This window comes from Streptomyces sp. DF42 (genome assembly GCF_058267695.1).
Genome location: NZ_CM177859.1, coordinates 9,386,846 through 9,407,822, shown reverse-complemented (window position 1 = coordinate 9,407,822; position 20,977 = coordinate 9,386,846). Strand labels below are relative to the sequence as shown.

Genomic DNA, 20,977 nt, shown 5'->3' with positions numbered 1-20,977 from the left:
GTGATCCTGAAGTCGCCGGAAAACTCCCCCGCAGTCCAGCTTGGCCAGAACCTGGGGGTTCCGCATGGGCCGGTCGGCCCTGCGGGGCAGCCGATCGGCGTCGCAGCCGTCGTGGCGGCCCCGTCAACGGACGAGCACGCGCTCTCCGGAGCGGGGCACGACGGCAGTCCCGCCCAGCGTGCGGTCGATGCGGTCGCGCAGCGCGTCGGCCGCATCCGGCTCGCCGTGCACCAGGTAGGTGACGCGGAGAGGCACGGTGCCGCGCAGCCGGCCGACGACCTGTACGGCGTCGGCATGCGCCGAGAAGTGCGGCACGTCGGGGACCTGCGCCCGCACGGGCACGTACGCGCCGAACATCTTCAACGCCTTGGCGCCGTCGACGAGGTCGCGGGCGCGGGTTCCCTGGGCGGCGAAGCCGACCACGACGACGGCGTTGCGCGGGTCGGGCAACAGGCGCCGGTGGCTGTTCCGGACGCGGAGACGATTACGGCCGGGCCGCCGGCCTCGGCGATGTCCGCCGGCTCCTGAATCGAGCGGGCCGGCAGGAACGGCTCGGGGCGCATCGCGGCGGTGCCCACGGCCATGACCTCCTCACGCAGCTCCGGCGCCCCGCAACGCACGGCGTCGCGGTAGACGTGGAGTGCCGCGAGGGCCATGGGGCTTTCGACGTACACCGGCACCGCGGCCGGCAGCCGGCCCTGGCGGCGCAGTCCGGCGGGTTCGTGCGGGACGACCTCGGTGCGGTCGAGAGCGAACGAGGGGATCACGACGGTGTCGCCGAGGGCGAGGGTGCGGGTCGGCACGTCCGCGAAGTTCTCATGGGCCTCGGCCGGGATTCAGGGCCGAGTGGCCCTGGTATGTCCGAGGCGCGCGTGTTGTCCTGGAGTTGACGGGAAGGGCCCGCAAAGGACGCGGAGAAGCGGCCGACAGCCGCGCACCACGCGATCAGGACCCGCGAGAAGTGGGTGGAGCCCTTCCCGCCTTCCATGTCCGCATGCGAGCTGCCGCTCATGTCCGGGTATGGGCGCCCATGTCCCGCGCCACGGCTGCCAGTTGGCGGACGATCTCGTCCTCGACCCGCCCGGCCAGCTCGTCGACCGTGGCGGCGACCGACAGGGACAGACCCCGGCCGACCGAGGTGTCCGCACCGTCGACGGCGTAGGCCACCAGTCGCCCGGGCAGACGCCCCAGCGCACGGGCCAGGTCGACGGCCTCCCCGAGGCCGTGCGGGCTCATGGCACCCGGCCGCCACAGCTGCGCGGCGTCCAGTTCGAGACGGTAGACGCGCCCGGGGTGACCGTCGCCGCTGTGGGCCGGCTGCAGCACGACGGCGAGTTCGGCGTTCTCCCACAGCCGGATCAGGAGGGCCGGATCGGTGTCGGACTCCGCCAGCAGCGTGCCGGGCGGCAAGGGGCGTTCCGCGGCCCGCTCCCGCAGTCGGGCGAGCACGGCGCGGGCCACGCCGTCGTCGTGCCGGTCCGGGTCGCCGACGGCGATGATCGCGATACGTGTGGAGACAGCCATGGTTCCTCTCCCTCCACTGCGGTTCCGGTGCGGCACCGGTGCGTGGATCTCCACTCTCTGCGAAACGAGGCATTCCGGTCACTGGGCCGATAGGCCTCCGCCGGGCCCGGGCGGCCCTGCGCCGTGTCCGGGCCGGGCAGGCGTGCGCCCTGTCACGTGCCCGGCCCGGGCAGGCGTGTGCGCGACCGGCGTACCGGCCGCGCACAGCGGTTGCCGCCGAGCGTCCACCTGCACTCAGCCTTGCCGCACCGGGATGGTCCTCGTGCCCGTCTTCGTCTCGGGCACCGGGATCGTGACGGTGAGGACACCGTCCTTGTAGTCGGCAGTGGCCTCGTCGCCCCTGGCCCCGGCCGGCAGCCGGACGGAGCGGGCGAAGGTGCCGTAGTGGAACTCCGTGCGGTGCTTCTGTGTCGTCTCCTCACTGCGCTCCGCCCGCAGGGTCAGAACGCCTTCAGTGACAGTGATCTCGACGTCCTTGGCGGGGTCGATGCCCGGGAGTTCGGCCCGGAGCACGTACTTCTCGTCCGCCAGGAACTCCTCGATGCGAATGCCGTGCAGTCCGGGGACCGTGTGCGCCCCGGGGATACCGGACTCGACCCAGCCGAACAGGTCGGGCAGGGTCGGCCAGCCCGGCAGCCGCTCGATCATGCTGGTCATGTCTCCCTCCTCCTCTTCTTCTTCGCCACTTCCAGCGTCCCGCGGCCGGGGCGGGGCACGCGTGGGCCGAGCGGACCCGTACCGGACCCGGTCGGCCCTGGCGCCCCAACGCCCCGGGCGTTCCGCGGTTGAGGCACCGGCTCATGTCTTGCCCGCGACTCCCGACGGCGGTGCCGCGGTCCCGGAGGCCGGCAGGTCCGGGTCGAGCACCGGACGCCGACGGGGCCCCATGAGCGCGCAGTCCACGTCGACGACGCCCTCGACGGCCCGTACCAGCCGTGCCGCGACGGGCACGAGGGCGGTGTCCGCGATTCTTCCGGTGAGCTTCACGACGCCCTCGCGCGCCTCGACCCGGATCGATTCGGTCTGGGCCGGGAACAGCTGGGCGACGACCGCGCGCCGCACCTCCTCGGCGATGTCCTCGTCGTCGCGCAGGAACACCTTGAGCAGGTCGGCCCTGCTCACGATGCCCAGCAGCGTGCCCTGGTCGTCGACCACGGGCAGCCGTTTCACCTTCTTCAGGGCCATGATCCGGGCGGCCTGGGCGAGAGTGGCGTCCGCCGGCACGGTGATGGCCGGCGCGCTCATCAGCTCCTCGGCGGTCACGGCACCGGCCTTGACCAGGTCGGCCAGGCGGCGCAGTTGGGTGCGCCGGTCCGGGTCTCCGTCGCGGAACTCCTCCTTGGGGAGCAGATCGGCCTCGGAGACGACCCCGACGACCCGCGTCCCGCCCTCCACCACGGGCATGGCGCTGACCCTCCACTGCTGCATGGTCTTCACGATCTCCTTGAACGTCGCTCCGCGGCCGAGGGCGACGACGGTACGGGTCATCACATCGCTGACGATGTGCGGAGTGCCGTGCATGGCGTCCTCCTGGGTGCTCGTGTCACGCGGCGTACTCACGTCGCCCTACACCCTTCAGCGTCGGCCACGCACCGGCTCACGACAGGGGCCGTTCGGCCCGTTGCCGAGGCCACGCAGCCCCTGCCCTGTGGCACCGCGGGCCAGGACGCTGGTGGTAAGGAGGCCCGCCGCGATGGGCGGGCGACGATCCGGGGAGGTGGTGGCCGTGCTTCGCCCCGTTGTCGTAGGCCTGGACGGTTCTCGTGAGAGCCTCGCCGCCGCCGAGTGGGCGGCCGGGGAGGCGTTGCGGCGCGGCCTGCCGCTGCGCCTGGTGCACGCGTGGGAGGGGCTGCCCCCCGACGCCTCGCAGCTGCCCGAGCTCGAGGCGCCGCGCTACTGGGCCCGGCGGATCCTGCGCGGAGCCATGGACCAGCTCAACGAACGCCACCCGCAGGTGTATCTGAGTGCCGAACAGATCGCGCGGCCCGCGCCGGACGCGCTGGTCGAGGCGAGCGCCGAGGCCGAACTGCTGGTCCTGGGCAGCCGGGCGTTGAGCGGATTCGGCGGATTCATGGCCGGTTCGGTGGCGCTCGCGACGGTGGCCCGGACGACGCGGCCCGTCGTGCTCGTGCGGGCCGACCGCACCGCCGAGGACGATCATCTGCCCGGCTCGGCGGGCCGACCCTCGCAGCACACCCCCTACCGCGACGTGGTCGTCGGTGTGGACATCGCCCAGCCGTGCGAGGAAGTGCTCGCCTTCGCCTTCGAGAGCGCGGCGCTGCGTTCCGCGCCGCTGCTGGTGGCCCACGCATGGCACATTCCGTACGCCCCGCCCGCGACGGCGGCCACGATGAGCCTCACCGCGCTGCGGACCGCCGAGCAGGGGCTGGCCGGCGCGCTCCAGCCGTGGCGGGAGAAGTTCCCGACGGTGGAGGTCCGGACGCTGGTGGAGAGCGAGCGCCCGGCGCAGCTGCTGCTGCACGCCACGCGGGACGCCGGCCTGCTGGTCGTGGGCCGCAGGGTCCGTCCCGCCCGGCTGGGCGCGCACACCGGGCCCGTCGCCCACGCGGCGATGCACCACGTCCGCTGCCCGGTCGCCATCGTCCCGCACGACTGAAGCCTTGACGGGCACAGAGCTCCGTTTCGGAAGGGAAGGTGCCGTGTTCCAGGTTCGCATCCACGGCCGCGGCGGCCAGGGCGCCGTCACGGCCGCCGAGTTGCTGTCGGTGGCGGCGTTCATGGCACCGTCGACATCGGGTTCGGCTGTCTGTCGGGCATGTTCGAGCGCCGAGTGCCCGAGCGGAGCGATCGACATGGTGCCCGAGGACTGAAGACCCGCGCCGGGCGGCCGCGGACCACTTCGTGGTGGACTTCCAGATCCCGGCTCCAGGCGCGCCGCCTGACCGGCGTCACGCCGCCAGCCCCATGAATTCGCCGCGAAGAGGGGGCCGGTGAACGCCCTGCGGTCGTATCCGAGCCTGGGTTCAGTGCCTCAGCTCCAGCCCGTACGGGCTCTGCCCGCCCACGAGTTCGCGGCCGGTGACGAGTTCGGGCTCGACGCGGACGAAGACCTCCACCGGCGAGGGCACCCAGGAGCGTGGTCCGGTCCGCATCAGGCGTTCGTGCTCGTCGGGGTCGGTCACGACGGTGGCGGAACCGGTGACGACGACGCTCCATCCCGCGTGGTTCACCGCGTCGACCTCGTCGGCCTCGAAGGCGACAACCGCGCCGTCGACGGCGCTGACCAGCTCCGAGGCCGCCGAGGTACGCAGAACCACCGATCCGTCGCCGTCCAGGACGAAGTTGACGGGCAGCACGGCCGGCAGGGCGTGGCGCGTGTGGACGATTCGGCCGACGGGCACCTTCGTCAGAAGCCGCAGGCACTCCTGCCGGTCGAGTTCCCGGAAACCGTCGTTCGGATACATGGGCCAGTCCATCTCTCACCTGGGTACACCGCTGGAGCGTCCTCGTTCATCCTCCGGCGGGGCAGGGTCCGAGGTGAGGGCCCTTCGGCCCCGGTCCGCCGGAGAACGTCCCGCCTCACACGGTGATGCGGCGTCCCGTGATCACCAGGGGGTCCACGCGCACCCATACGTCACGGTGCCCGCCGGCCCAGGGCGCGCTGCGGGCCCGCTCGGTGAGCCGGCGTGCCTCGTCGGGCTCCGTCACGGTGCGGGCATGGCCGCACACCAGCACGCTCCAGCCCCGGCTGAAGGCGTCGTCGATGCGGTCGACCTCGAAGGCGACCTGGCAGCCCGACGCCTGGAAGGGCGTGCTTCCGATCTCGGTTCTGAAGACGAGCGCGCCGTCGACAACGCTGTAGTTCAGGGGCACGACGACGGGTCCGGAGGCGGTGGGCACCGCGATCCGCCCGACTCCGTGCGTGGCGAGCAGGGCCCGGCACTCCGGGACACTCAGCTCGGTGAGGCGGGCGGTGCGGGCGGGCTGCCCCAGCCCGGGCGGCAGGTCGGTGTCACCGCCGGTGAGGTCCCGCACGGTGGTCTCCAGTACCTCGGCCAGCCGCAGCAGAGCGCCCGACCCCGGCGCGGCACCAGGGTGCTCCTCCAGGTACTCGAGGTAGCCGGGCGCCATACCGGCCCGCGAGGCCGTCTGCGCCCTGGTCAGTCCGAGTTCCGTGCGTCGCGCGGCGAGACGACGGCCGAGATCGCCCAGCGCATGGTCTTCCGCCGCTCGGGACGGTGCCGATTCCGCCATGGCCCGTCACTTCCTCTCGTCCGACCGGGCGCGAGCCCGGTGCCGGGATTGCCCCGTAGGTTCAGCTTGTCCGGGTGTGCAGCGGGGCGCTTGGGCCGGTCGGCCCTGCCTGCACGGCCGGACGGAACCCGGCGCCTGCCCCTACGCTTGTCGCGAAGGCCGGCCATGGTGAAGCGCGGCACCGCCACGCGTCGGTGACGGACCTGCGCCCTGTGACCTTCATCGACTGCGGCGGTCTGCCGCTGCTGCGCGGTCAGCTCGCGCGGGCCAGGGGGCCGCGGGGCCAGTCGACGGCCAGCCGGTCGCCCTCGTCGGTGACGTCCGTGCCCATCTCGGCGCAGACGCGGATCAGCCGGTCCGCGGTCCACGCGTACTCGGCCCGGTCGACGAGGCGGGTGTGGCAGTAGTCCAGGGCGATCGGCACCGCCTCGGTGCGCACAGGGCCGTGCTCGTCCAGGGTGACCAGCCACAGCAGGCCCAGGTCGTTGCGCAGGGCCGGGTGGACGGCATAGTCGTCGATGAGGTCTCCCAGGTCGTACAGGACGTTGCGGGTGAAGCCGTGGAAGACGTGTGCGGAGTGGCCGAAGACCAGATCGGCCCCGGCGTCGGTGAGGGCGGGGGCGGCGCGGCGGACGTGCTGGACCGGGCGGGCGGTCATGTTGGGCCCCCAGTGGACGCTGACCAGCACGATGTCGGTGGTGCCGGCCAGCCTGCGGATCGTGTCGGTGAGCCAGTCGGGCACGCTCTCGTCCCACAGGTCGGCGTACGCCACACCGGGCCTGCCGTCCGCGGCGGCGAACGCGGCGGGATGGTCGGTGACCGCGACGAACCCGATGCGCAGCCCGCCGGCCTCCAGGACCAGCGACGCTCGGGATTCCTCGGGCGTGGCCCCGGCCCCGGCCGCGCGGATGCCCGCGCGGGCCAGATGGATACGGGTGTCCAGGAGCGCCTCGGGGCCGTGGTCGAGGGCGTGGTTGTTGGCCAGGGACACGGCGTCCACGCCGAGGTCGGCCAACACGCCGGCGGCACGGGGCGGGGCACGGAAGAAGAACGCCTTGCCCGGCAGGTCGACGGGGGTGCCCCGGTCGGAGATCGAGCATTCGAGGTTGAGCAGGAAGAGGTCAGCGGCTCCGGCGGCCCTTCGCACGGCGGCGGTGAACAGGGGGTGCGGCTTCCGGTGCGCCAGCGCCTCGGCGACCCCGCGGCCCAGCATGGCGTCCCCTGCCAGGGCGATCGTGACGGCCATGGTCTCTCGCCTCCACTCACTCTGCCCGACCACAGGCTCCGGGACGACAGGATCCGACTTCCCGTCCGCTCGCCCGGCGCGCCCGGGTCCGATCGACCCGGACGCCACACCTTCTGAGTGTCGCCCTCACAGGCGATGGGCGGGAGGGCCGAAGGGACCGCGGCAAGGGGCGGTCGGCCCCCCTCGACGGCACCGCTGGTATCCGACGGCAGTGCCGTCGGGTCACATGGAGGAGGCCGACATTCCGGGGAGCGGGCAGTGTGCGGCAGGGATCAATCGGCCCCCTGGCGGAGCTGGTGGCGGGCGGCCGGGATGCGGTTCGGCGGCCGGGCCGATCTCCTGGCGAACCTCGATCAACAGCCACCCGGAGTGGCGGCGGATCCGGGCAGCCGATCGGCATGACCATGGCCGAGCCGACGCGCACGGGATCGTAGCGGAGTGTGCGGCGAGCCTCCAGGAGACCGGCCTCGTCGTCCAGGGACCGGCGGAGTGGCCGCGGCAGCGTCGGCCTGGGAACGCCGGGCCGTCCCTCGGCCGCTCTCGGTCCTTCGGCAGGCGGACATGGAGCGAAACGACCTCGCGCCCCGGAGGTGCATCCTCCGGGGCGCGGCTCCGCGGCGGCCGCTTCGTTATGCCGCGGTGATGCCCTCCATGCCGGATTCGGCGAAGGCGGGCAGTCCGGTGGCGGTGGTGACCTTGGTGAGGGAGCCGTCGCGGCCGATGCGGAAGCCGTCGACGGTGCCGGACGTGGCGTTCTGTACGTACAGGAACTTCTCGTCGGGTGTCACCGCCAGGTCGATGACGCCCTGGGACGTGGCGGACGGCGGGGTTGCGATGCCGACGCCGTTGGTGAGGGACAGGCGGCCGTGCCGGTCGGTGCGGTAGCCGGTGACGGTGGAGTTGCCGGTGTTGCCGCCGTAGAAGAAGGAGCCGGCGCGCTCCAGCCAGCACAGCGTGTCCTGACCGTTGGTCAGGGGGTTCCGGAGGATCTTCAGGCGTCCGTCGGAACGCACCTTGTAGGTGGTGACCGTCGAGTTCTTGGCTTCGGCCACGAGCATCCGGCCGGCCTTGTCGAAGGTGATCGCGAACGGCACCTCACCGGCCGACTTGTTGACCACCGGCTGCGTCGTGGCACGTCCGTCGGCCCACACGGGGAAGACCTCGACGGTGTTCGCGGACTTCGTGGTGACCACCAGCGCCCGCCCGTCCGGGGTGAACGCGACCTGTCCGGGAGAGCTGCTGAACAGCGGCACCTTCATGTTGTCCAGGCCCAGGGAGCGGTTCGAGTGGGACAGGGGCCTCAGACCGGCGGAGGTGATTCGGAAGCCCTGGATGCTGCCCTTGCCCCCCGCGTTCATGACGTAGGCGAGCTTGCCGTGCACCGCGATCGACGACGGGAAGTCCCCGCCGGAGGCCACCACCTGACGGTGGGTCAGCTTCTGCCCCTGGACCTGGAAGCTGGTGATGGTGCCGCTGCCCGCGTTGACCGCCATCAGCAGGTGGGATCGGTCGTCGTAGACGAGGGACCCCTGGGAGGCGAGGGAGTCGGTGGGCGCGTCGACCTGGTCGCCGCCCTTGCCGCCGGTCGTGTACCGCCCGGCCGCGGTCAGTGTGCCGTCGTCGCCGCGCTTGAAGACGTGGATGGTGTTGCCGTCGAGTTCGTTGCCCTGGACGAAGACGGCGTGGTCGGCGCCTAATCCGCTGGGGGCGGACTTCAGCGACACCCCGCTGCGATGCCCCGGCTCCCCGGCCGAGGCGACGGTCACCGTCGCGACGGCGCCCACGACCGTGACGACCGAGGCACCGGCCACCATCATCCGCCTGTGCCGCGGCGACCTGCGCCTGGTGTGCCTGCTCATGCTCTGCTCCTCCCGCCTTCGCCACCGCCGCGGAATCGGCGGGTGCGGGGCCAGAGTTGCTCCAGAGGCGCAGGCAGTTGGTCGGCTTTCCCTGCGCGTCAGAGTCCCGTAAGAACTTTCGACGGCGTCCGAGGACAGGACCTGGCCAGGGGACCGGTGTGGGAGGAGGGGCCGGTCAAGTCGCCCGCGCCCGCGAGGTACTGGCCGCTCGTCCCGACCGGCTCGACGACGGCCTCATCGGACTGTCGGCCGACGTCGAGCGCATGCGCGGGTTCCCGCTGCCGCCAGTCTGTGTGGAACAAACCCGGGCCGGCACCGGTTGAACCGAGCAGACCAATATACCCCACCGGGTATGTGGGATGGAGTGGAGGGAACCCCATGTCGACCGTCGAACTGACCAAGGACAACTTCGAGGAGACCGTCACCGGCTCCGCGATCCTGCTGATCGACTTCTGGGCCGCCTGGTGCGGACCGTGCCGGACGTTCGGCCCCGTCTACGAGAAGGCGGCCGAGCGCCACCCGGACATCGTCTTCGGCAAGGTCGACACCGAGGCACAGCCCGAACTCGCCGGCGCCTTCCAGATCTCGTCCATCCCCACCCTGATGGCCGTCCGCGACCGGACCGTCCTGTACTCGCAGCCCGGCGCGCTGCCACCGCAGGCCCTGGAGGAGCTCATCGGCAAGATCCGGGCCGTTGACATGGAGGACGTGCGCCGGACTGCCGCCACGGGATCGGCGACAGCGAACTGACCAGGGCGCCCTTCAAGCAGGAAAGGCGCCCTGGAACGTCGGGTTCAGTGGGTGCGAAGAGCAGCGAGTACGGCGTCGAAGTCGGCTGCGCGCGGGCGGTTGTGCGGCAGCTTGCCGAGCATGACCGCCATGCCGCAGGTGTCGGTGAGAGCCGAGAAGACCAGGCCGCCCGCGATGCCGGCCGAGATCAGCAGGAGGCCCGGATGCACGAGCAGGCCCAGAACGAGGCCGAGAAGAACCAGGCTGCCGGCGGTGAAGCGCACCTGTCGTTCCATGCTCCAGCCGGAACGGGTGTCGCAGGCGGCCGGGGTGTGCAGGCCGTGCCCCGCGGCAGCCCAGGCGCCGGTGCCGCCGGCGAGGGTCGCCGTGGTGATGCCCTGCTCGGCCAGCAACTTGCAGGCGTTCTCCGAACGGGCGCCCGAGGCGCACACGACGAGGACGTCGCCGCGCTCGGCGGCGTGCCGAATCTCCGGCAGCGCCCTCCGGACGTGATCCAGGGGGATGTTCAGGGCACCGGGCAGATGGCCGGAGGCGTACTCGGCGGGCGTGCGCACGTCGATGACGGTCAGCTCGTGCAGCCGCGTGCGGGCCTGGTCAGTGCCGAGGGTGACAGGGGGCGGGAAGTTGGTCATGACAGGTGTGATCCTTGATGGTCGACGCCGCCCCGAACCGGGACGTACAGTACCCCTAGGGGTATTTTTGGAGGAGTGATCGTGGAACTGGAGCTTGAAGGTGCGAACCTGAAGGCCGTGCTGAACCGGCTGCGCCGGGCACAGGGTCAGATCTCCGGGGTGATCCGGATGATCGAGGAGGGACGCGACTGCGAGGATGTCGTCACGCAGCTCGCCGCGGCATCGCGCGCACTGGACCGTGCCGGTTTCGCCATCATCGCGACGGGCCTGCAGCAGTGCATCACCGACATGGAGTCAGGGCGCAAGAACGGCGAGGACCCGGAGGCGATGCGCGCCCGTCTGGAAAAGCTGTTCCTGTCTCTGGCCTGATCCGCATCCGGCACGACCTCATACCACCGCGTCGATGAGCATAAAGGCGGCCACGGCCAGCAACCCCAGGGCGAAGATCCGTTGAAGCGAGTGCCCGGTGACCTTCGCGGCCAGCCGCTTGCCGTCCCAGGCACCGAGGATCGCGGCCCCGACGAACGGGCCGACGACCGCCCAGTCCAGCCCCTCGACCGAGCCGGCCCGCATCGTCAGCGCGGCCAGCGAGTTGACGGTGATGACCAGCAGGCTGGTACCCACCGCGCTGCGCATCCGCATGCCCAGCACACCCACCAGCGCCGGTACGGCGAGAAAGCCGCCGCCGACACCGAGGACACCGGTGACCGCGCCGAGGCCGGCGCCGGCCGCAGCCGCCCGCCCCGGCCGTACCGTCACAGCGCCTTCCGCGGCGGGCCGGGAGCGCAGCATGCGCACGGCGGCCGCTCCCGCGACCACGCCGAACGCGGCGGTGAGTTCGCCCGCCGGGACACGGGCGACGAGCGCGCCGCCGAGCATCGCCGGGCCGATCCCGACCGCCGCGAACAGCAGCCCGGTACGCCAGCGCACATGCCCGTCGCCGGCGTGCGCGACCATCGCGGTGACCGAGGTGAGCGTGACGATGACCAGGCTCGCGGTCGTCGCCCCGACGGGGCTGAAGCCGAGCAGGTAGATCAGGGCCGGGACGGCCAGCACGCTGCCGCCGCCCCCGAGCGCGCCGAGCGCCAGGCCGATGACCGCTCCGGCGGCCAGGGCGAGTACGAGTGCGCTCACGCGACGGTGCCGTTCTTTCCGCGCGCGTCAACCACCGGCAGCCCCGCCTTGGCCCAGTCCCGCATCCCGCCGATCACGTCGGCGGCTTCCGAGCCACGTGCGACGAGCAGTTCGGCGGCCTGTCGGGAGCGGTTGCCGGAGTGGCAGATCACGATCAGGGGCCGTGCCTGCGCATGGGCGGGCAACCCTGCCCCGGCGGCCAGCGCGGACAGGGACAGGTGCACGGCGCGCGGCGCATGGCCCGCCTGCCACTCGTAGGGCTCGCGCACGTCGAGCAGCACGGCATCACCGCCGCCTTCGGCGTTGCCGTGCCCGGTGCGTATGGCTGCCTCCTGCACGCTCACGCGCCTCGGGCCGCCCCGGGTCCGTCGGAAGATGCTCATCTCGGTGTCTGGCTCCTGTTCGTCACGTCAGGGAAGTTCGGCCGGCCTCTGCGGCGTCCGGCGCCGTCAGGGGGTCCGGAGGGCGAGTCCCGCCTTCTCGGCCGCGTCGAAGGAGTCGTCCACGGCGACGACGTGCCGGCCGGCGGCGTCCAGCAGGGAGGCGGCGATCGCGGCGCGCATGCCGCCCGCGCAGTGCACCCAGACCTCGCCCTCGGGTACCTCGTCGAGGCGGCGGGGCAGGGCGTGGATCGGGATGTGGACCGAACCCTCGACGAATCCATCCGTGCGTTCGGACGCCCGGCGCACGTCGAGGACGACGACTCCATCCCGGGAACGCCCCGCGAGATCGGCGAACGTCGCACGGCGGAAGGCGGCCGGTGTCTCGTCCGCGCGCACCCAGTCGGTCGGCCCGCCCGTGGTCGCGGCGGCCGGGCGGTCGATACCCACTCGCACCAACTCACGCTGTGCGGCGGCGAGTTGTTCGGGCGACTCGGCGAGCAGGGTGACCGGCCTGCCCCAGGGGATCAGCCAGGCCAGATAGGTGGCGAGCTGCCCCTCCGCCTCGAAGTTGAAGGCCCCGGAGACATGCCCGGCGGCGAAAGCGATCCGGTTGCGCAGATCGACCACCCACTCCCCCGCGTCCAGCCGCGCGGCGATCTCGTCGGCGTCCGCGACGGACGGCGGGGTCAGGTCGACGGGCGCGGGTCCGGCAGCGTTGGCCGGGCCCATGTGCGTGTAGTAGGCGGGCACGTCGTCCAGGCCGGCCAGCAGGTCGGCGACGAAGGTGTCGACGTCCCGAGTGAGGGCCTCGTTGGACACCTTCTCCTTGCCGATGGTGGTGTCGCCCCCCTCGGCCTGGGAGGAGGAGCAGAAGCTGCCGAAGCCGTGGGTGGGGAGCACGGCCGTCTCGTCGGGCAGCTCGGCTGCCAGCCGGTGCGCGGAGGCGTGCTGGGCCCGGGCCAGCCGTCCGGTCAGCCGGGGCTCGACCAGATCGGGGCGGCCGACCGTGCCGATCAGCAGCGAGCCGCCGGTGAACACCGCGATCGCCGCGCTGTCCTCCTCAAGCACATAGGACGTGTGGTGCGGGGTGTGCCCGGGGGTAGCCAGCGCGCGCAGGGTCAGGCCGGCTTCGCTGTCGATCTCTGTTCGGTCGCCGTCGCGTACGGGTACGCGCTCGAAGGAGACGCGGGCTCCCGCAGGCACGAGGTAGGCGGCGCCCGTGACCCGGGCAAGCTCCAGGCCGCCGGTCACGTAGTCGTTGTGCACGTGCGTCTCCACCACGTGGGAAATCCGCACTCCACGCCGGGAGGCCGCCGCGATCACCCGGTCGAGGTCGCGCGGCGGGTCGACCGCGACCGCCGTCCGCTCACCGCCCGCCAGATAGCTCCGATTGCCGAGCCCCGACACCTCGATCGTGTCGACGAAGAACACGAAGTACTCCCTTCAGTGAAGATTTACCCCAGGGGGTATATCTTCGACGGTAGCATGAGTACCCCCGGGGGTATTTACGAGGACAGGGAAAGCCGCGGACACACCTCCCGAGCACCCCGTACACAACGGCTGGACACCCGCCCCGCGCCGACCGACGAGAAAGGCCACCGCCATGCGCTACGACCGCACCGTGCACCTCGACACCGACTTCGCCACGACCGTGGAGCGCGTCCGCGGCGCTCTCGCCACCCAGGGCTTCGGCATCCTCACGGAGATCGACGTCACCGCCACCCTCAAGGCAAAGCTCGGCCGCGCCGCAGAGGAAATGGAGGACTACGTCATCCTCGGCGCCTGCAACCCTCCTCTGGCCCACCGCGCCCTGGACATCGACCGCTCCATCGGCCTGCTGCTGCCCTGCAACGTCGTCGTCCGCCGCGACGGCGACCGCACCACCGTCCAGGCCCTCGACCCGAACACGATGGTGGCCCTCACCGAACTCGACGCCCTGCGCCCGGTCGCCGAGGAGGCCACCCGCCGCCTCGACGCCGCCCTCGCCTCACTCACCACAGCCGACACGAAGAGCTGAGCGGGGGTGCAGCCCTCACGGAACTCGCGTCGCGGGCGAGGGCGGCCCCATGTCACAAACCTGGCCGAGGGGCGAGCGCCAGGGGGACCCAGACCGTCATTCGCGCAGGTCAGCGGCCACCGTGCGCCCATCGCTGCGTGGTTTCCATCAGCCGAATCGCCGGGCGAAGGCCTCGTACGCCCGGTCATCGAAGAGAACGAGCCGTACCTCTTCGACGCCCGTCGGTACGCCACGCACCGTCTCCACCGCGATACGAGCCCCATCCCCCGTCGGCCACCGATACACGCCGGCGGAGATCGCCGGAAACGCAGCGCCGGCCACGCCCGACCTGCCGGCCCGTGGCTTTACCGCTGACGCTCCCGGGCGCAAACTGGTCAGCGATATCACCTGCGTTCACACCTGGGCCGGGTTCCTGTATCTCGCGACCGTCATCGACTGCCACACCACCACAAGACCGCCCCGGCGCAGGTCGCCGAGGATGCCCTCCAGGACCTTGTGCGGGATGCCTGCGCCGCTGCGATCGCCTCGGCCTTGAGCGAGGCCTCGCTCCCTGCTGCGGCCAGCTCCAGTGCCGCCCGCACCGCATAGTCCGCCCGCGCCGACATCCGCATGCCGCGATTATCCATCGCTGTCGTGTCGGCCCCCGCACCGGTCGACCTCCCGGTCAGGCTGGAAGGGCGAAGGGTGGGTGCGCGCCGTTGAGGAAGTAGTCGCCCACCTCGCGCAGTCTGTGGGCGACCGGCTCGCGCAGGGTGTGTGTCCGGGCGTTGCGCCAGAAGCGGTCGAAGCCGTGCCGCGCGGAGGCGGCGTCGGCGCCGATGACGTCCAGGGCACGGGTGGTGATCTCCTGCGCGGCCCGGGAGGAGGCTGACTCGGCCACGCTCGCGAGGACGGCGATCTCCGCGCACTCCTCGTCGTCGAGATCCTCGCCCTCTACGAGGCCGCGCACCAGGGCATCCACCGCCTGCTCGGCCAGGGCGGACGCGGCACGTGCGACGACGGTGAGCTCGCCGTACACGGTCAGCGCGTACGGATCTTGCGGCGGGCTGTCCGGCCAAGGCTGAGGCGAGAAGGGCTGCCAGGGGGACCTCATGCCCCTTCCGCACTCGCGAACCTCGGCCAGCAGGCCCTCTGCCACGCCAAGACAGAACTGGACGGAGACCAGACGCGCGGTCGGCGCGGCCAGAGAGGCGAAGGGTGACAGGACGCCCTCGTCCGCCGAGAGGGAGCCGAGCACATCGTCGGCCGCGACCGGCACGGAATCGAACTCCACGCCGCCACCGGCCGCCAGCCGCTGGCCGAAGGCGTCCCCGCTGCTGCCGCTCACGACGCCCGAGAGAGCGGGGTCGACCAGGACGGCCAACGGCTCACCCGTGCCGTACTTGGCGGCTCGAACCACCAGCCGGTCGGCGATCCCGACTCCGGTGGCATACCTCTGGTAGCCGTTGAGCAGATAGCCGCCCGACGTGGGGGTCAGGATGAGTGGTGGTTCATGTGAGGCGATGCCGCCTCCCCAGCACCACTGCCCCGCCGTCGACTCCCGCTCGATGCAGGCGGCACGGGTGCGGTCGGCGAAGAACCGGGCGCTGCAGGACAGGAAGTAGTGGTTGCCCAGCAGGTGGCCGATGGCCCCGTCGGCCGCGGCGACGGTCCGGATGACCGCGTAGGCCGTGCGCCAGTCCCCACCGCCTCCCCCGAGTTCGGCCGGCGCCGGCAATGTCAGCAGTCCCGACTCGCGCAGCCGCGCCACCTCGTCGAGCGGTGCCTTGCCGGCCTGTTCGCGCTCGACCGCGTCCGTGGCCAGGTCGTCCGCCATCTCACGGGCGATGTGCAGCCAGTCGGCCTGCCCAGCTCCCTCGTCGGTCACCTCGCCTGCGGTCACCGTCATATCCTCGCCCGCTTCATGCGGCTGCGGCTGTCGCTACAGCTCAGAGCTGTGGTCATGGCGTCTTCCTTCAGGGGACCGAGGACGACGCGGTGCCCGGCGAGGCGGCGTGGGAGTGCAGCGGTGCGCGGTGACGCGTCGGCTTCATCATCCTCACTCTCCTCTTCGACCACCGTCAACAGTTTCCCTAGTAATTCGATAGGAAAACTATGAAAGCTGATGTCTTCCGGCTGATTCGCGCTCCCGGATGGCGAGTTCGCGGTGACGGGCGGCCGGGTGGTCATCGTCCTGACCCGGGGGCTGCCGGCCGCGCCGCGGCCGGCGCCGCGGCCCCGGCAAGGGCCTCGGCGTCATCCGCGATGACGTGCGCGACGCTCATCCGGCGGCCGCCAGCAGCGTCGTACGGCCGCCCAGCGCGGCCGAGAACTGGTCCGTTACCTGCGCCAGAGCCTCGGCCGATCCCGGCGAGACGGTCAGCGTGCCGTCCTCGCCCACCGTGATGTCCTTGTCGAGCGTGAACCAGCCCGGCGTGATGTACGCAGGGCCCATGGAGGCCAGCACCGGGCGCAGGGCGTAGTCGATGGCCAGGACGTGGGCGGTGGTGCCGCCGGTGGCCAGCGGGAGGACCGTCTTGCCCGCCAGGGCGTACTGCGGGAGCAGGTCGAGCAGGGACTTCAGCAGTCCGGAGTAGGCGGCCTTGTAGACGGGGGTACCGATCACCACCCCGTCCGCCTGCTCGAACAGGGCGGTGGCCCGGACGATCGCCGGGTGAGAGAAGTCGGCCCCGAGTAGCGCCTCGGCAGGCAGGGTACGCGCGTCCAGCGCGATGACCTCGTGTCCCTGCGCTATGAGCCGCTCGTCCAGGTGGCGCAGCAGCCGAGCGGTGCGGGAGGTGGCGGAGGGGCTTCCGGAGACGGACAGGACTGTGGCCATGGGAGGACCTTTCGTTCGTCGTTTCGTGTGCGGGCCGCGGTCAGGCGTGGGCGGCGGCGGCTCGGACGCGGCTTCCTGTGCCTCCAGTTCTCGCACCAGGGGCATCACCCCCTTGCCGAAGTAGTCGACCTCCTCCAGGTAGTGCAGGAAGCCGAGGAGGAAGAGGTCGACGCCGAGCCGCTTGTAGGCGACGAGCCGCCCGGCGATCTACTCAGGGGTGCCGATCAGACCCGTACGGGAGCCGTCGCGTGCAGCCGGTCGGTGGGGATTCCCGAAGATCAGCTCGACTGGAAGGAGTGCCCCCGTCGGCGCCATTCCTCCGCGAGTAGTTCGTACGAACGGACTCGGTCCGTGTGGTCGTGTGTGATCGTCGTGATGAGCAACTCGTCCGCGCCCGTGGCCTCCTGGAGTTGTTCCAACTGGTCGGCCACCCGGCCCGGCGAGCCGACGAACCGGGTGTCGAGGCGGTCCTGGACGAGGGCCTGGTCCTCGTCGGTCCATGGGTGGGCGCGCGCTTCCTCCGGCGTCGGGTACTCGATGGCGCCCTCGGCGGTGCGGATGCTGCGGACCCACGGGCCGTAGCCGGTGGCGAGTGCGCGGGCGGTGGCGTCGTCCTCGGCGACGACGACGTCCGCCGAGACGCTGACGTACGGCTTGTCCAGGAACTCGGAAGGCTGGAAGAAGGACCGGTAACCCTCCACCGCCTCCAGGACCGTGGCCGGGCTGACGTGGTAGTTCGCCGCGAACCGCAGACCGTTGCGGCCCGCGACAGCGGCGCTCTGACCACCGCTGCTGCCCAGGATCCACAGCTCCACATCGGCGCCCTCCCCCGGCACGACGTGCGCCTCGACGCCCTCCGGGGAACGGTAGGTGCCGGCGAGCAGGGAGAGGATGTCGTCGATCTGCTCCGCGTAGTCCTGTGACTCGGCGCCCGGCAGCAGAAGCAGCCTGCGCTGCAGCGCGATGCGGGGTGACCCGAGCAGATGCTCGAAGGAGAAGCGGGGCGGGATCAACAGGCCGTTCGGGGTGCGGTCGTCGAGGACCGGGGTCGCCGTCGGCAACGGTGGGGCCGGCTGTCCCGGCGGGCGGCCGCCCGAGCGGCCCAGGCCCAGATCGAAGCGGCCCGGGTGCAGCGCGTCGAGCAGGCCGAACTCCTCCACCGTGGACAGCGCCGTGCGGTGCCCGAGCTGCACGGCCCCGGAACCGAGCCGGATGGTGGAGGTGGCGGATGCGGTCAGGGCCAGGACGACTGCGGGTGACGTGCCGGCCACGCCCGGATTGAGGTGGTGCTCGGCGAACCAGTAGCGGGCATATCCGAAGCGCTCGGCCTGCTGTGCGAGGTCGATGGAGTGGCGCAGGGCATCGGCTGCCGTCGAGCCGGAGGGGATCGGGACCAGGTCGAGAACGCCGAGGGCAACATCAGACATGGACGGACTCCTGGGTGAGCGGTGGCGCCGGAAGCACGGGTCCCCATACGAACGGGGGGTCCGGGATCTCGCGGCGCAGGACGGGGGCGACCTCGGACTGGAACAGCTCAAGGGAGGCACGGTGCTGGGACGCCGTCAGCCCGCTCGCGTCGGCGTGCAGGTGGAGCACGGTGTGCCCGAACTGCTCGTGGTAGCGGTGCACCTTGTCGATGACCTGCTGCGGGCTGCCGATCAGCGCGGAGCTGCGCTCGACGAAGTCCTCCAGCGTCTCGAAGACGACCGGCAGCCCCGCCTTCTTGAATGTGAGGGGATCCGGGCGGTGCACGACGAGTGTGATGGCGAGGAATTTCACGACGCCACCCGCTCCTCGCCCCGCAGGTCGTCCGGGTGGACGAGCCCGAGGTGGTCGCGGAGGGTCGGGCCCTCGTAGTCGGTGCGGAAGACGCCCTGTTCCTGTAGGAGCGGGACGACCTTGTCGGCGAAGACATCGAGGCCGGTCGGGGTGATGTGCGGGACGAGGATGAAGCCGTCACTCGCGTCCGCCTGGACGTACTCGTTGATGGTGCGGGCGACGGTCGCCGGGGAGCCGATGAAGTTCTGGCGGTTGCCCGTCTCGATGACCAGGTCGCGGATCGACCAGTTGTTGGCCGTGGCCAGCTCACGCCACTCGCGGGCGGTGGCCAGCGGGTCACGGTACATGCGGACCTGGGCCCGGCCCTTGGAGATGTGGTCGGCGCTGACGTCCGGGTCGATGTCGGGCAGCGGGCCCTCGGGGTCGTAGGAGGACAGGTCCCGGTTCCAGACGAACTCCAGGTGCTTGAGCGCGGTGGCCCCGCTGACCTGCTGGCGGCGCACCTCCTTGGCCAGTTCCCCGGCCTCTTCGTCCGTGTCGGCGAGGACGAAGCTCCCGGCGGGCAGGATGAGTAGTTCGTCGTGACGGCGGCCGTACTTGGCGAGGCGGTTCTTGACGTCCGTGTAGAAGGCCTGGCCTCCCTCCAGGGTGGCGTACCGGCTGAAGATGGCGTCGGCGCTGGAGGCGGCGAACTCGCGGCCCTCGTCGGAGTCGCCGGCCTGGAAGATGACCGGGCGGCCCTGCGGGGAGCGGGGGACGTTGAACTGGCCGTGGATGTCGAAGTGTTGCCCGGAGTGCACGAAGGAGCCGGCCTTCGCGTCCCGGAGGAAGACGCCCGTGGCCTGGTCGGCGATGATCTCGTCGCCATGCCAGGAGTCGAAGAGTTCGTGGGTGGTGGCCAGGAATTCCTTGGCGCGGGAGTATCGCTCGTCCTGCGGGAGGAAGCCGCCGCGGCGGAAGTTCTCGCCGGTGAAGGCGTCCCAGGAGGTGACGACGTTCCAGGCGGCGCGTCCGCCGGAGAGGTGGTCGAGGCTGGCGAACTGGCGGGCGACCTCGTAGGGCTCGTTGAAGGTGGAGTTGATGGTGCCGGTCAGGCCCAGGTGTTCGGTGACGGCTGCGAGCGCGGCGAGGACGGTGAAGGTGTCGGGGCGGCCGACGACGTCCAAGTCATAGAACTTCCCGCCCTGTTCGCGCAGTCTGAGGCCCTCGGCGAGGAACAAGAAGTCGAACTTGGCGCGTTCGGCGGTCTGCGCGAAGTGGACGAAGGAGCTGAACTCGATGTGGCTGCCGGCCTTCGGGTCGCTCCATACGGTGGTGTTGTTGACGCCCGGGAAGTGCGCGGCCAGATGGATCTGCTTCAGCGGCTTGCTCATGTCGGTGGGGTCCTTCCGGCTCAGGCGGTGGCGTAGCGGTTGGCGGGGCGGGCCAGGCCAAGCAGGCCGCGCAGGGTGTCGGCCTCGTAGGCGGTGCGAAAGGCGCCCCGACGCTGGAGTTCGGGGACCAGCCCACGGGTGATGGCCGGGAGGTCATGTCCGGCGACGGCGGGCCGCAACCGGAACCCGCTCAGCCCCTCCGCAGCCAACCCCAGCACCAGATCGGCCAGTTGGGCCGGCGTACCGGCGAAGACACGGGCATCGCCGGTGTGCGGCTCTCCCGCGAGGGCGTCGAGGCGGGCGCGGCGGTCCTCCGCGGCGGCCTGGTCGTCGTCCAGAAAGACCACCAAGTCACCGAAGACGTGCACGAGTTCACCGGCGCGTCCGGCCGTCTCCTGCTCGGCGCGGATCTGGGCGACGATCGCGCGCGCCTGCTCGGCGTCGTGCGGGGTGACGTAGCCGACGTCGGCCTGGCGGGCGACCAGCCGGTACGGGACGGTCTGGTGGGCCAGGGCGGTGACCAGGGGCTGACCCTGGGGCGGGCGCGGGGTGACGGAGGGGCCCTTGACGCTGAAGTGCTTTCCCTCGAAGTCGATGTAGTGGAGCTTGTCACGGTCTACGAAGCGGCCGGTGGCGGCGTCCCGGATCTCGGCGTCGTCCTCCCAGCTGTCCCAGAGGCGACGGACGACCTCGACGTAGTCGGCGGCCTCGTCGAAGTGGTCGGTGAGCCGCTCCTGTCCGGCCGGGCTCTGGAGTTCCGCCAGGTTGATCGGCGGGAAGGTACGGCGGCCGAAGTGGTCGGCCTCGTGCGGGCGGGCGCTGATCTGGACGCGCAGGCCGGCTCGGCCGTTGCTGACGTAGTCGAGGGTGGCGATCGCCTTGGAGATGTGGAAGGGCTCCGTGTGGGTGGCGATCACGGTCGGCACCAGGCCGATGTGCCGGGTGAGCGGCGCGATGCGGGATGCGATCAGTACGGCGTCGAGGCGGCCGCGGACCTGGTCGGTGCGGCCGTCCAACTCGCCGTAGTGGGAGGACTGCAGGCCGAGTCCCTCCTCGAGGGTGACGAAGTCGAGCAGGCCGCGCTCGGCCTCGGCGACCAGATCGGCCCAGTAGCCGGCGGTGAACAGGTCCCGGGGGCGGGCGACCGGCTCACGCCAGGAGGCGGGGTGCCAGCCGGTGCCCTCAAGGGCGACGGCAAGGTGCAGGTGGAAAGAGGGAGTTGAGGACACGATGGTGCCTTCCTGGAG

The 20,977-nt window shown here is 71.5% G+C and carries 23 protein-coding genes and 3 pseudogenes; 5 read left to right on the top strand and 21 right to left on the bottom strand.

Going from position 1 to position 20,977, the window contains the following annotated elements:
* Nucleotides 1-123 precede the first annotated feature (123 nt).
* The 5 genes from ACYUED_RS43285 to ACYUED_RS43265 all read right to left on the bottom strand — a co-directional run bounded on the left by ACYUED_RS43285 (nt 124) and on the right by ACYUED_RS43265 (nt 3,045).
* On the bottom strand, nt 124-357 hold the full coding sequence (locus ACYUED_RS43285) for an MBL fold metallo-hydrolase RNA specificity domain-containing protein (protein ID WP_491289863.1): 234 nt from the start codon (nt 355-357) through the stop codon (nt 124-126).
* 2 nt (nt 358-359) lie between these two features.
* Complete coding sequence (locus tag ACYUED_RS43280; protein WP_491289862.1) at nt 360-803, bottom strand: hypothetical protein; 444 nt, start codon at nt 801-803, stop codon at nt 360-362.
* 205 nt (nt 804-1,008) lie between these two features.
* Nucleotides 1,009-1,524, bottom strand: a complete 516-nt coding sequence (locus ACYUED_RS43275) for a hydrogenase maturation protease (protein ID WP_491289861.1) — start codon at nt 1,522-1,524, stop codon at nt 1,009-1,011.
* A 234-nt stretch (nt 1,525-1,758) separates the two neighbouring features.
* A complete protein-coding gene (locus ACYUED_RS43270) occupies nt 1,759-2,181 on the bottom strand; it encodes an Hsp20/alpha crystallin family protein (protein WP_491289860.1) in 423 nt (140 codons plus the stop codon).
* Between the two features lie 141 nt (nt 2,182-2,322).
* Nucleotides 2,323-3,045, bottom strand: coding sequence for a CBS domain-containing protein (locus tag ACYUED_RS43265; RefSeq protein WP_491294706.1), 723 nt, complete (start codon nt 3,043-3,045; stop codon nt 2,323-2,325).
* A gap of 205 nt (nt 3,046-3,250) precedes the next feature.
* Between ACYUED_RS43265 and ACYUED_RS43260 the strand changes: the two genes are divergently transcribed.
* Complete coding sequence (locus tag ACYUED_RS43260; protein WP_491289859.1) at nt 3,251-4,141, top strand: universal stress protein; 891 nt, start codon at nt 3,251-3,253, stop codon at nt 4,139-4,141.
* 43 nt (nt 4,142-4,184) lie between these two features.
* Nucleotides 4,185-4,355: a hypothetical protein gene (locus tag ACYUED_RS43255; protein WP_491289858.1), complete on the top strand. Its 171-nt coding sequence runs from the start codon at nt 4,185-4,187 to the stop codon at nt 4,353-4,355.
* Between the two features lie 153 nt (nt 4,356-4,508).
* Here the strand turns inward: ACYUED_RS43255 and ACYUED_RS43250 are convergent, their stop codons facing one another.
* The 4 genes from ACYUED_RS43250 to ACYUED_RS43235 all read right to left on the bottom strand — a co-directional run bounded on the left by ACYUED_RS43250 (nt 4,509) and on the right by ACYUED_RS43235 (nt 8,844).
* Complete coding sequence (locus tag ACYUED_RS43250; RefSeq protein WP_491289857.1) at nt 4,509-4,949, bottom strand: pyridoxamine 5'-phosphate oxidase family protein; 441 nt, start codon at nt 4,947-4,949, stop codon at nt 4,509-4,511.
* Between the two features lie 115 nt (nt 4,950-5,064).
* Nucleotides 5,065-5,739, bottom strand: a complete 675-nt coding sequence (locus ACYUED_RS43245) for a helix-turn-helix domain-containing protein (protein WP_491289856.1) — start codon at nt 5,737-5,739, stop codon at nt 5,065-5,067.
* Nucleotides 5,740-5,992: 253 nt separating this feature from the next.
* A complete protein-coding gene (locus ACYUED_RS43240) occupies nt 5,993-6,985 on the bottom strand; it encodes a CapA family protein (protein ID WP_491289855.1) in 993 nt (330 codons plus the stop codon).
* A 629-nt stretch (nt 6,986-7,614) separates the two neighbouring features.
* Nucleotides 7,615-8,844 (bottom strand): lactonase family protein, encoded by a 1,230-nt coding sequence (locus ACYUED_RS43235; RefSeq protein WP_491289854.1) that lies wholly within the window; start codon nt 8,842-8,844, stop codon nt 7,615-7,617.
* A 378-nt stretch (nt 8,845-9,222) separates the two neighbouring features.
* Between ACYUED_RS43235 and ACYUED_RS43230 the strand changes: the two genes are divergently transcribed.
* The gene (locus ACYUED_RS43230) at nt 9,223-9,594 is read left to right on the top strand and encodes a thioredoxin family protein (protein WP_491289853.1); all 372 of its coding nucleotides are present in this window, start codon (nt 9,223-9,225) and stop codon (nt 9,592-9,594) included.
* Nucleotides 9,595-9,638: 44 nt separating this feature from the next.
* On the opposite strand, the gene ACYUED_RS43225 is transcribed toward ACYUED_RS43230, so the two are convergent.
* The gene (locus tag ACYUED_RS43225) at nt 9,639-10,226 is read right to left on the bottom strand and encodes a rhodanese-like domain-containing protein (protein WP_491289852.1); all 588 of its coding nucleotides are present in this window, start codon (nt 10,224-10,226) and stop codon (nt 9,639-9,641) included.
* Nucleotides 10,227-10,307: 81 nt separating this feature from the next.
* On the opposite strand from ACYUED_RS43225, the gene ACYUED_RS43220 reads away from it, so the two are divergent.
* The gene (locus ACYUED_RS43220) at nt 10,308-10,595 is read left to right on the top strand and encodes a metal-sensitive transcriptional regulator (RefSeq protein WP_491289851.1); all 288 of its coding nucleotides are present in this window, start codon (nt 10,308-10,310) and stop codon (nt 10,593-10,595) included.
* Nucleotides 10,596-10,613: 18 nt separating this feature from the next.
* Here ACYUED_RS43220 and ACYUED_RS43215 read toward each other — a convergent pair whose 3' ends face one another.
* From ACYUED_RS43215 to ACYUED_RS43205, 3 genes are all read right to left on the bottom strand, one after another.
* Nucleotides 10,614-11,360, bottom strand: a complete 747-nt coding sequence (locus ACYUED_RS43215; RefSeq protein ID WP_491289850.1) for a sulfite exporter TauE/SafE family protein — start codon at nt 11,358-11,360, stop codon at nt 10,614-10,616.
* Nucleotides 11,357-11,743 carry a rhodanese-like domain-containing protein gene (locus ACYUED_RS43210; RefSeq protein WP_491289849.1) on the bottom strand — a complete coding sequence of 129 codons (387 nt, stop codon included), beginning with the start codon at nt 11,741-11,743 and terminating at the stop codon, nt 11,357-11,359. Before ACYUED_RS43210 ends, ACYUED_RS43215 begins: the two co-directional genes overlap by 4 nt.
* 66 nt (nt 11,744-11,809) lie before the next feature.
* Nucleotides 11,810-13,174, bottom strand: coding sequence for an MBL fold metallo-hydrolase (locus ACYUED_RS43205; protein WP_491289848.1), 1,365 nt, complete (start codon nt 13,172-13,174; stop codon nt 11,810-11,812).
* A 172-nt stretch (nt 13,175-13,346) separates the two neighbouring features.
* On the opposite strand from ACYUED_RS43205, the gene ACYUED_RS43200 reads away from it, so the two are divergent.
* A complete protein-coding gene (locus tag ACYUED_RS43200) occupies nt 13,347-13,760 on the top strand; it encodes a DUF302 domain-containing protein (RefSeq protein ID WP_491289847.1) in 414 nt (137 codons plus the stop codon).
* Between the two features lie 147 nt (nt 13,761-13,907).
* On the opposite strand, the pseudogene ACYUED_RS43195 reads toward ACYUED_RS43200, so the two are convergent.
* The 8 genes and pseudogenes from ACYUED_RS43195 to ACYUED_RS43160 all read right to left on the bottom strand — a co-directional run.
* A pseudogene (locus tag ACYUED_RS43195) lies at nt 13,908-14,075 on the bottom strand (O-acetyl-ADP-ribose deacetylase); the annotation flags it as partial.
* Nucleotides 14,076-14,207: 132 nt separating this feature from the next.
* Nucleotides 14,208-14,371 (bottom strand): annotated as a pseudogene (locus tag ACYUED_RS43190) (Rrf2 family transcriptional regulator); the annotation flags it as partial.
* 53 nt (nt 14,372-14,424) lie between these two features.
* Nucleotides 14,425-15,642, bottom strand: a complete 1,218-nt coding sequence (locus tag ACYUED_RS43185; protein ID WP_491289846.1) for an acyl-CoA dehydrogenase family protein — start codon at nt 15,640-15,642, stop codon at nt 14,425-14,427.
* A gap of 378 nt (nt 15,643-16,020) precedes the next feature.
* A complete protein-coding gene (ssuE, locus tag ACYUED_RS43180) occupies nt 16,021-16,578 on the bottom strand; it encodes an NADPH-dependent FMN reductase (protein ID WP_491289845.1) in 558 nt (185 codons plus the stop codon).
* 278 nt (nt 16,579-16,856) lie between these two features.
* On the bottom strand, nt 16,857-18,005 hold the full coding sequence (locus tag ACYUED_RS43175) for an LLM class flavin-dependent oxidoreductase (RefSeq protein ID WP_491289844.1): 1,149 nt from the start codon (nt 18,003-18,005) through the stop codon (nt 16,857-16,859).
* A pseudogene (locus ACYUED_RS43170) lies at nt 17,998-18,378 on the bottom strand (LLM class flavin-dependent oxidoreductase); the annotation flags it as partial. The pseudogene ACYUED_RS43170 and the gene ACYUED_RS43175, both read right to left, overlap by 8 nt.
* Entirely contained in the window at nt 18,354-19,730 is a 1,377-nt protein-coding gene (locus ACYUED_RS43165; protein WP_491289843.1) for an NtaA/DmoA family FMN-dependent monooxygenase, read from the bottom strand. The pseudogene ACYUED_RS43170 and the gene ACYUED_RS43165, both read right to left, overlap by 25 nt.
* A gap of 20 nt (nt 19,731-19,750) precedes the next feature.
* Nucleotides 19,751-20,959 (bottom strand): LLM class flavin-dependent oxidoreductase, encoded by a 1,209-nt coding sequence (locus ACYUED_RS43160; RefSeq protein ID WP_491289842.1) that lies wholly within the window; start codon nt 20,957-20,959, stop codon nt 19,751-19,753.
* Nucleotides 20,960-20,977 lie beyond the last annotated feature (18 nt).

Bases quoted from the DNA above. Each gene is read 5' to 3' on its own strand.
- ACYUED_RS43250 (WP_491289857.1), bottom strand. From the start codon at position 4,949: ATGTATCCGAACGACGGTTTCCGGGAACTCGACCGGCAGGAGTGCCTG.
- ssuE (WP_491289845.1), bottom strand. From the start codon at position 16,578: ATGGCCACAGTCCTGTCCGTCTCCGGAAGCCCCTCCGCCACCTCCCGC.
- ACYUED_RS43270 (WP_491289860.1), bottom strand. From the start codon at position 2,181: ATGACCAGCATGATCGAGCGGCTGCCGGGCTGGCCGACCCTGCCCGAC.
- ACYUED_RS43200 (WP_491289847.1), top strand. From the start codon at position 13,347: ATGCGCTACGACCGCACCGTGCACCTCGACACCGACTTCGCCACGACC.
- ACYUED_RS43210 (WP_491289849.1), bottom strand. From the start codon at position 11,743: ATGAGCATCTTCCGACGGACCCGGGGCGGCCCGAGGCGCGTGAGCGTG.
- ACYUED_RS43225 (WP_491289852.1), bottom strand. From the start codon at position 10,226: ATGACCAACTTCCCGCCCCCTGTCACCCTCGGCACTGACCAGGCCCGC.
- ACYUED_RS43245 (WP_491289856.1), bottom strand. From the start codon at position 5,739: ATGGCGGAATCGGCACCGTCCCGAGCGGCGGAAGACCATGCGCTGGGC.
- ACYUED_RS43230 (WP_491289853.1), top strand. From the start codon at position 9,223: ATGTCGACCGTCGAACTGACCAAGGACAACTTCGAGGAGACCGTCACC.
- ACYUED_RS43235 (WP_491289854.1), bottom strand. From the start codon at position 8,844: ATGAGCAGGCACACCAGGCGCAGGTCGCCGCGGCACAGGCGGATGATG.
- ACYUED_RS43165 (WP_491289843.1), bottom strand. From the start codon at position 19,730: ATGAGCAAGCCGCTGAAGCAGATCCATCTGGCCGCGCACTTCCCGGGC.
- ACYUED_RS43175 (WP_491289844.1), bottom strand. From the start codon at position 18,005: ATGTCTGATGTTGCCCTCGGCGTTCTCGACCTGGTCCCGATCCCCTCC.
- ACYUED_RS43265 (WP_491294706.1), bottom strand. From the start codon at position 3,045: ATGCACGGCACTCCGCACATCGTCAGCGATGTGATGACCCGTACCGTC.
- ACYUED_RS43275 (WP_491289861.1), bottom strand. From the start codon at position 1,524: ATGGCTGTCTCCACACGTATCGCGATCATCGCCGTCGGCGACCCGGAC.
- ACYUED_RS43285 (WP_491289863.1), bottom strand. From the start codon at position 357: ATGTTCGGCGCGTACGTGCCCGTGCGGGCGCAGGTCCCCGACGTGCCG.
- ACYUED_RS43240 (WP_491289855.1), bottom strand. From the start codon at position 6,985: ATGGCCGTCACGATCGCCCTGGCAGGGGACGCCATGCTGGGCCGCGGG.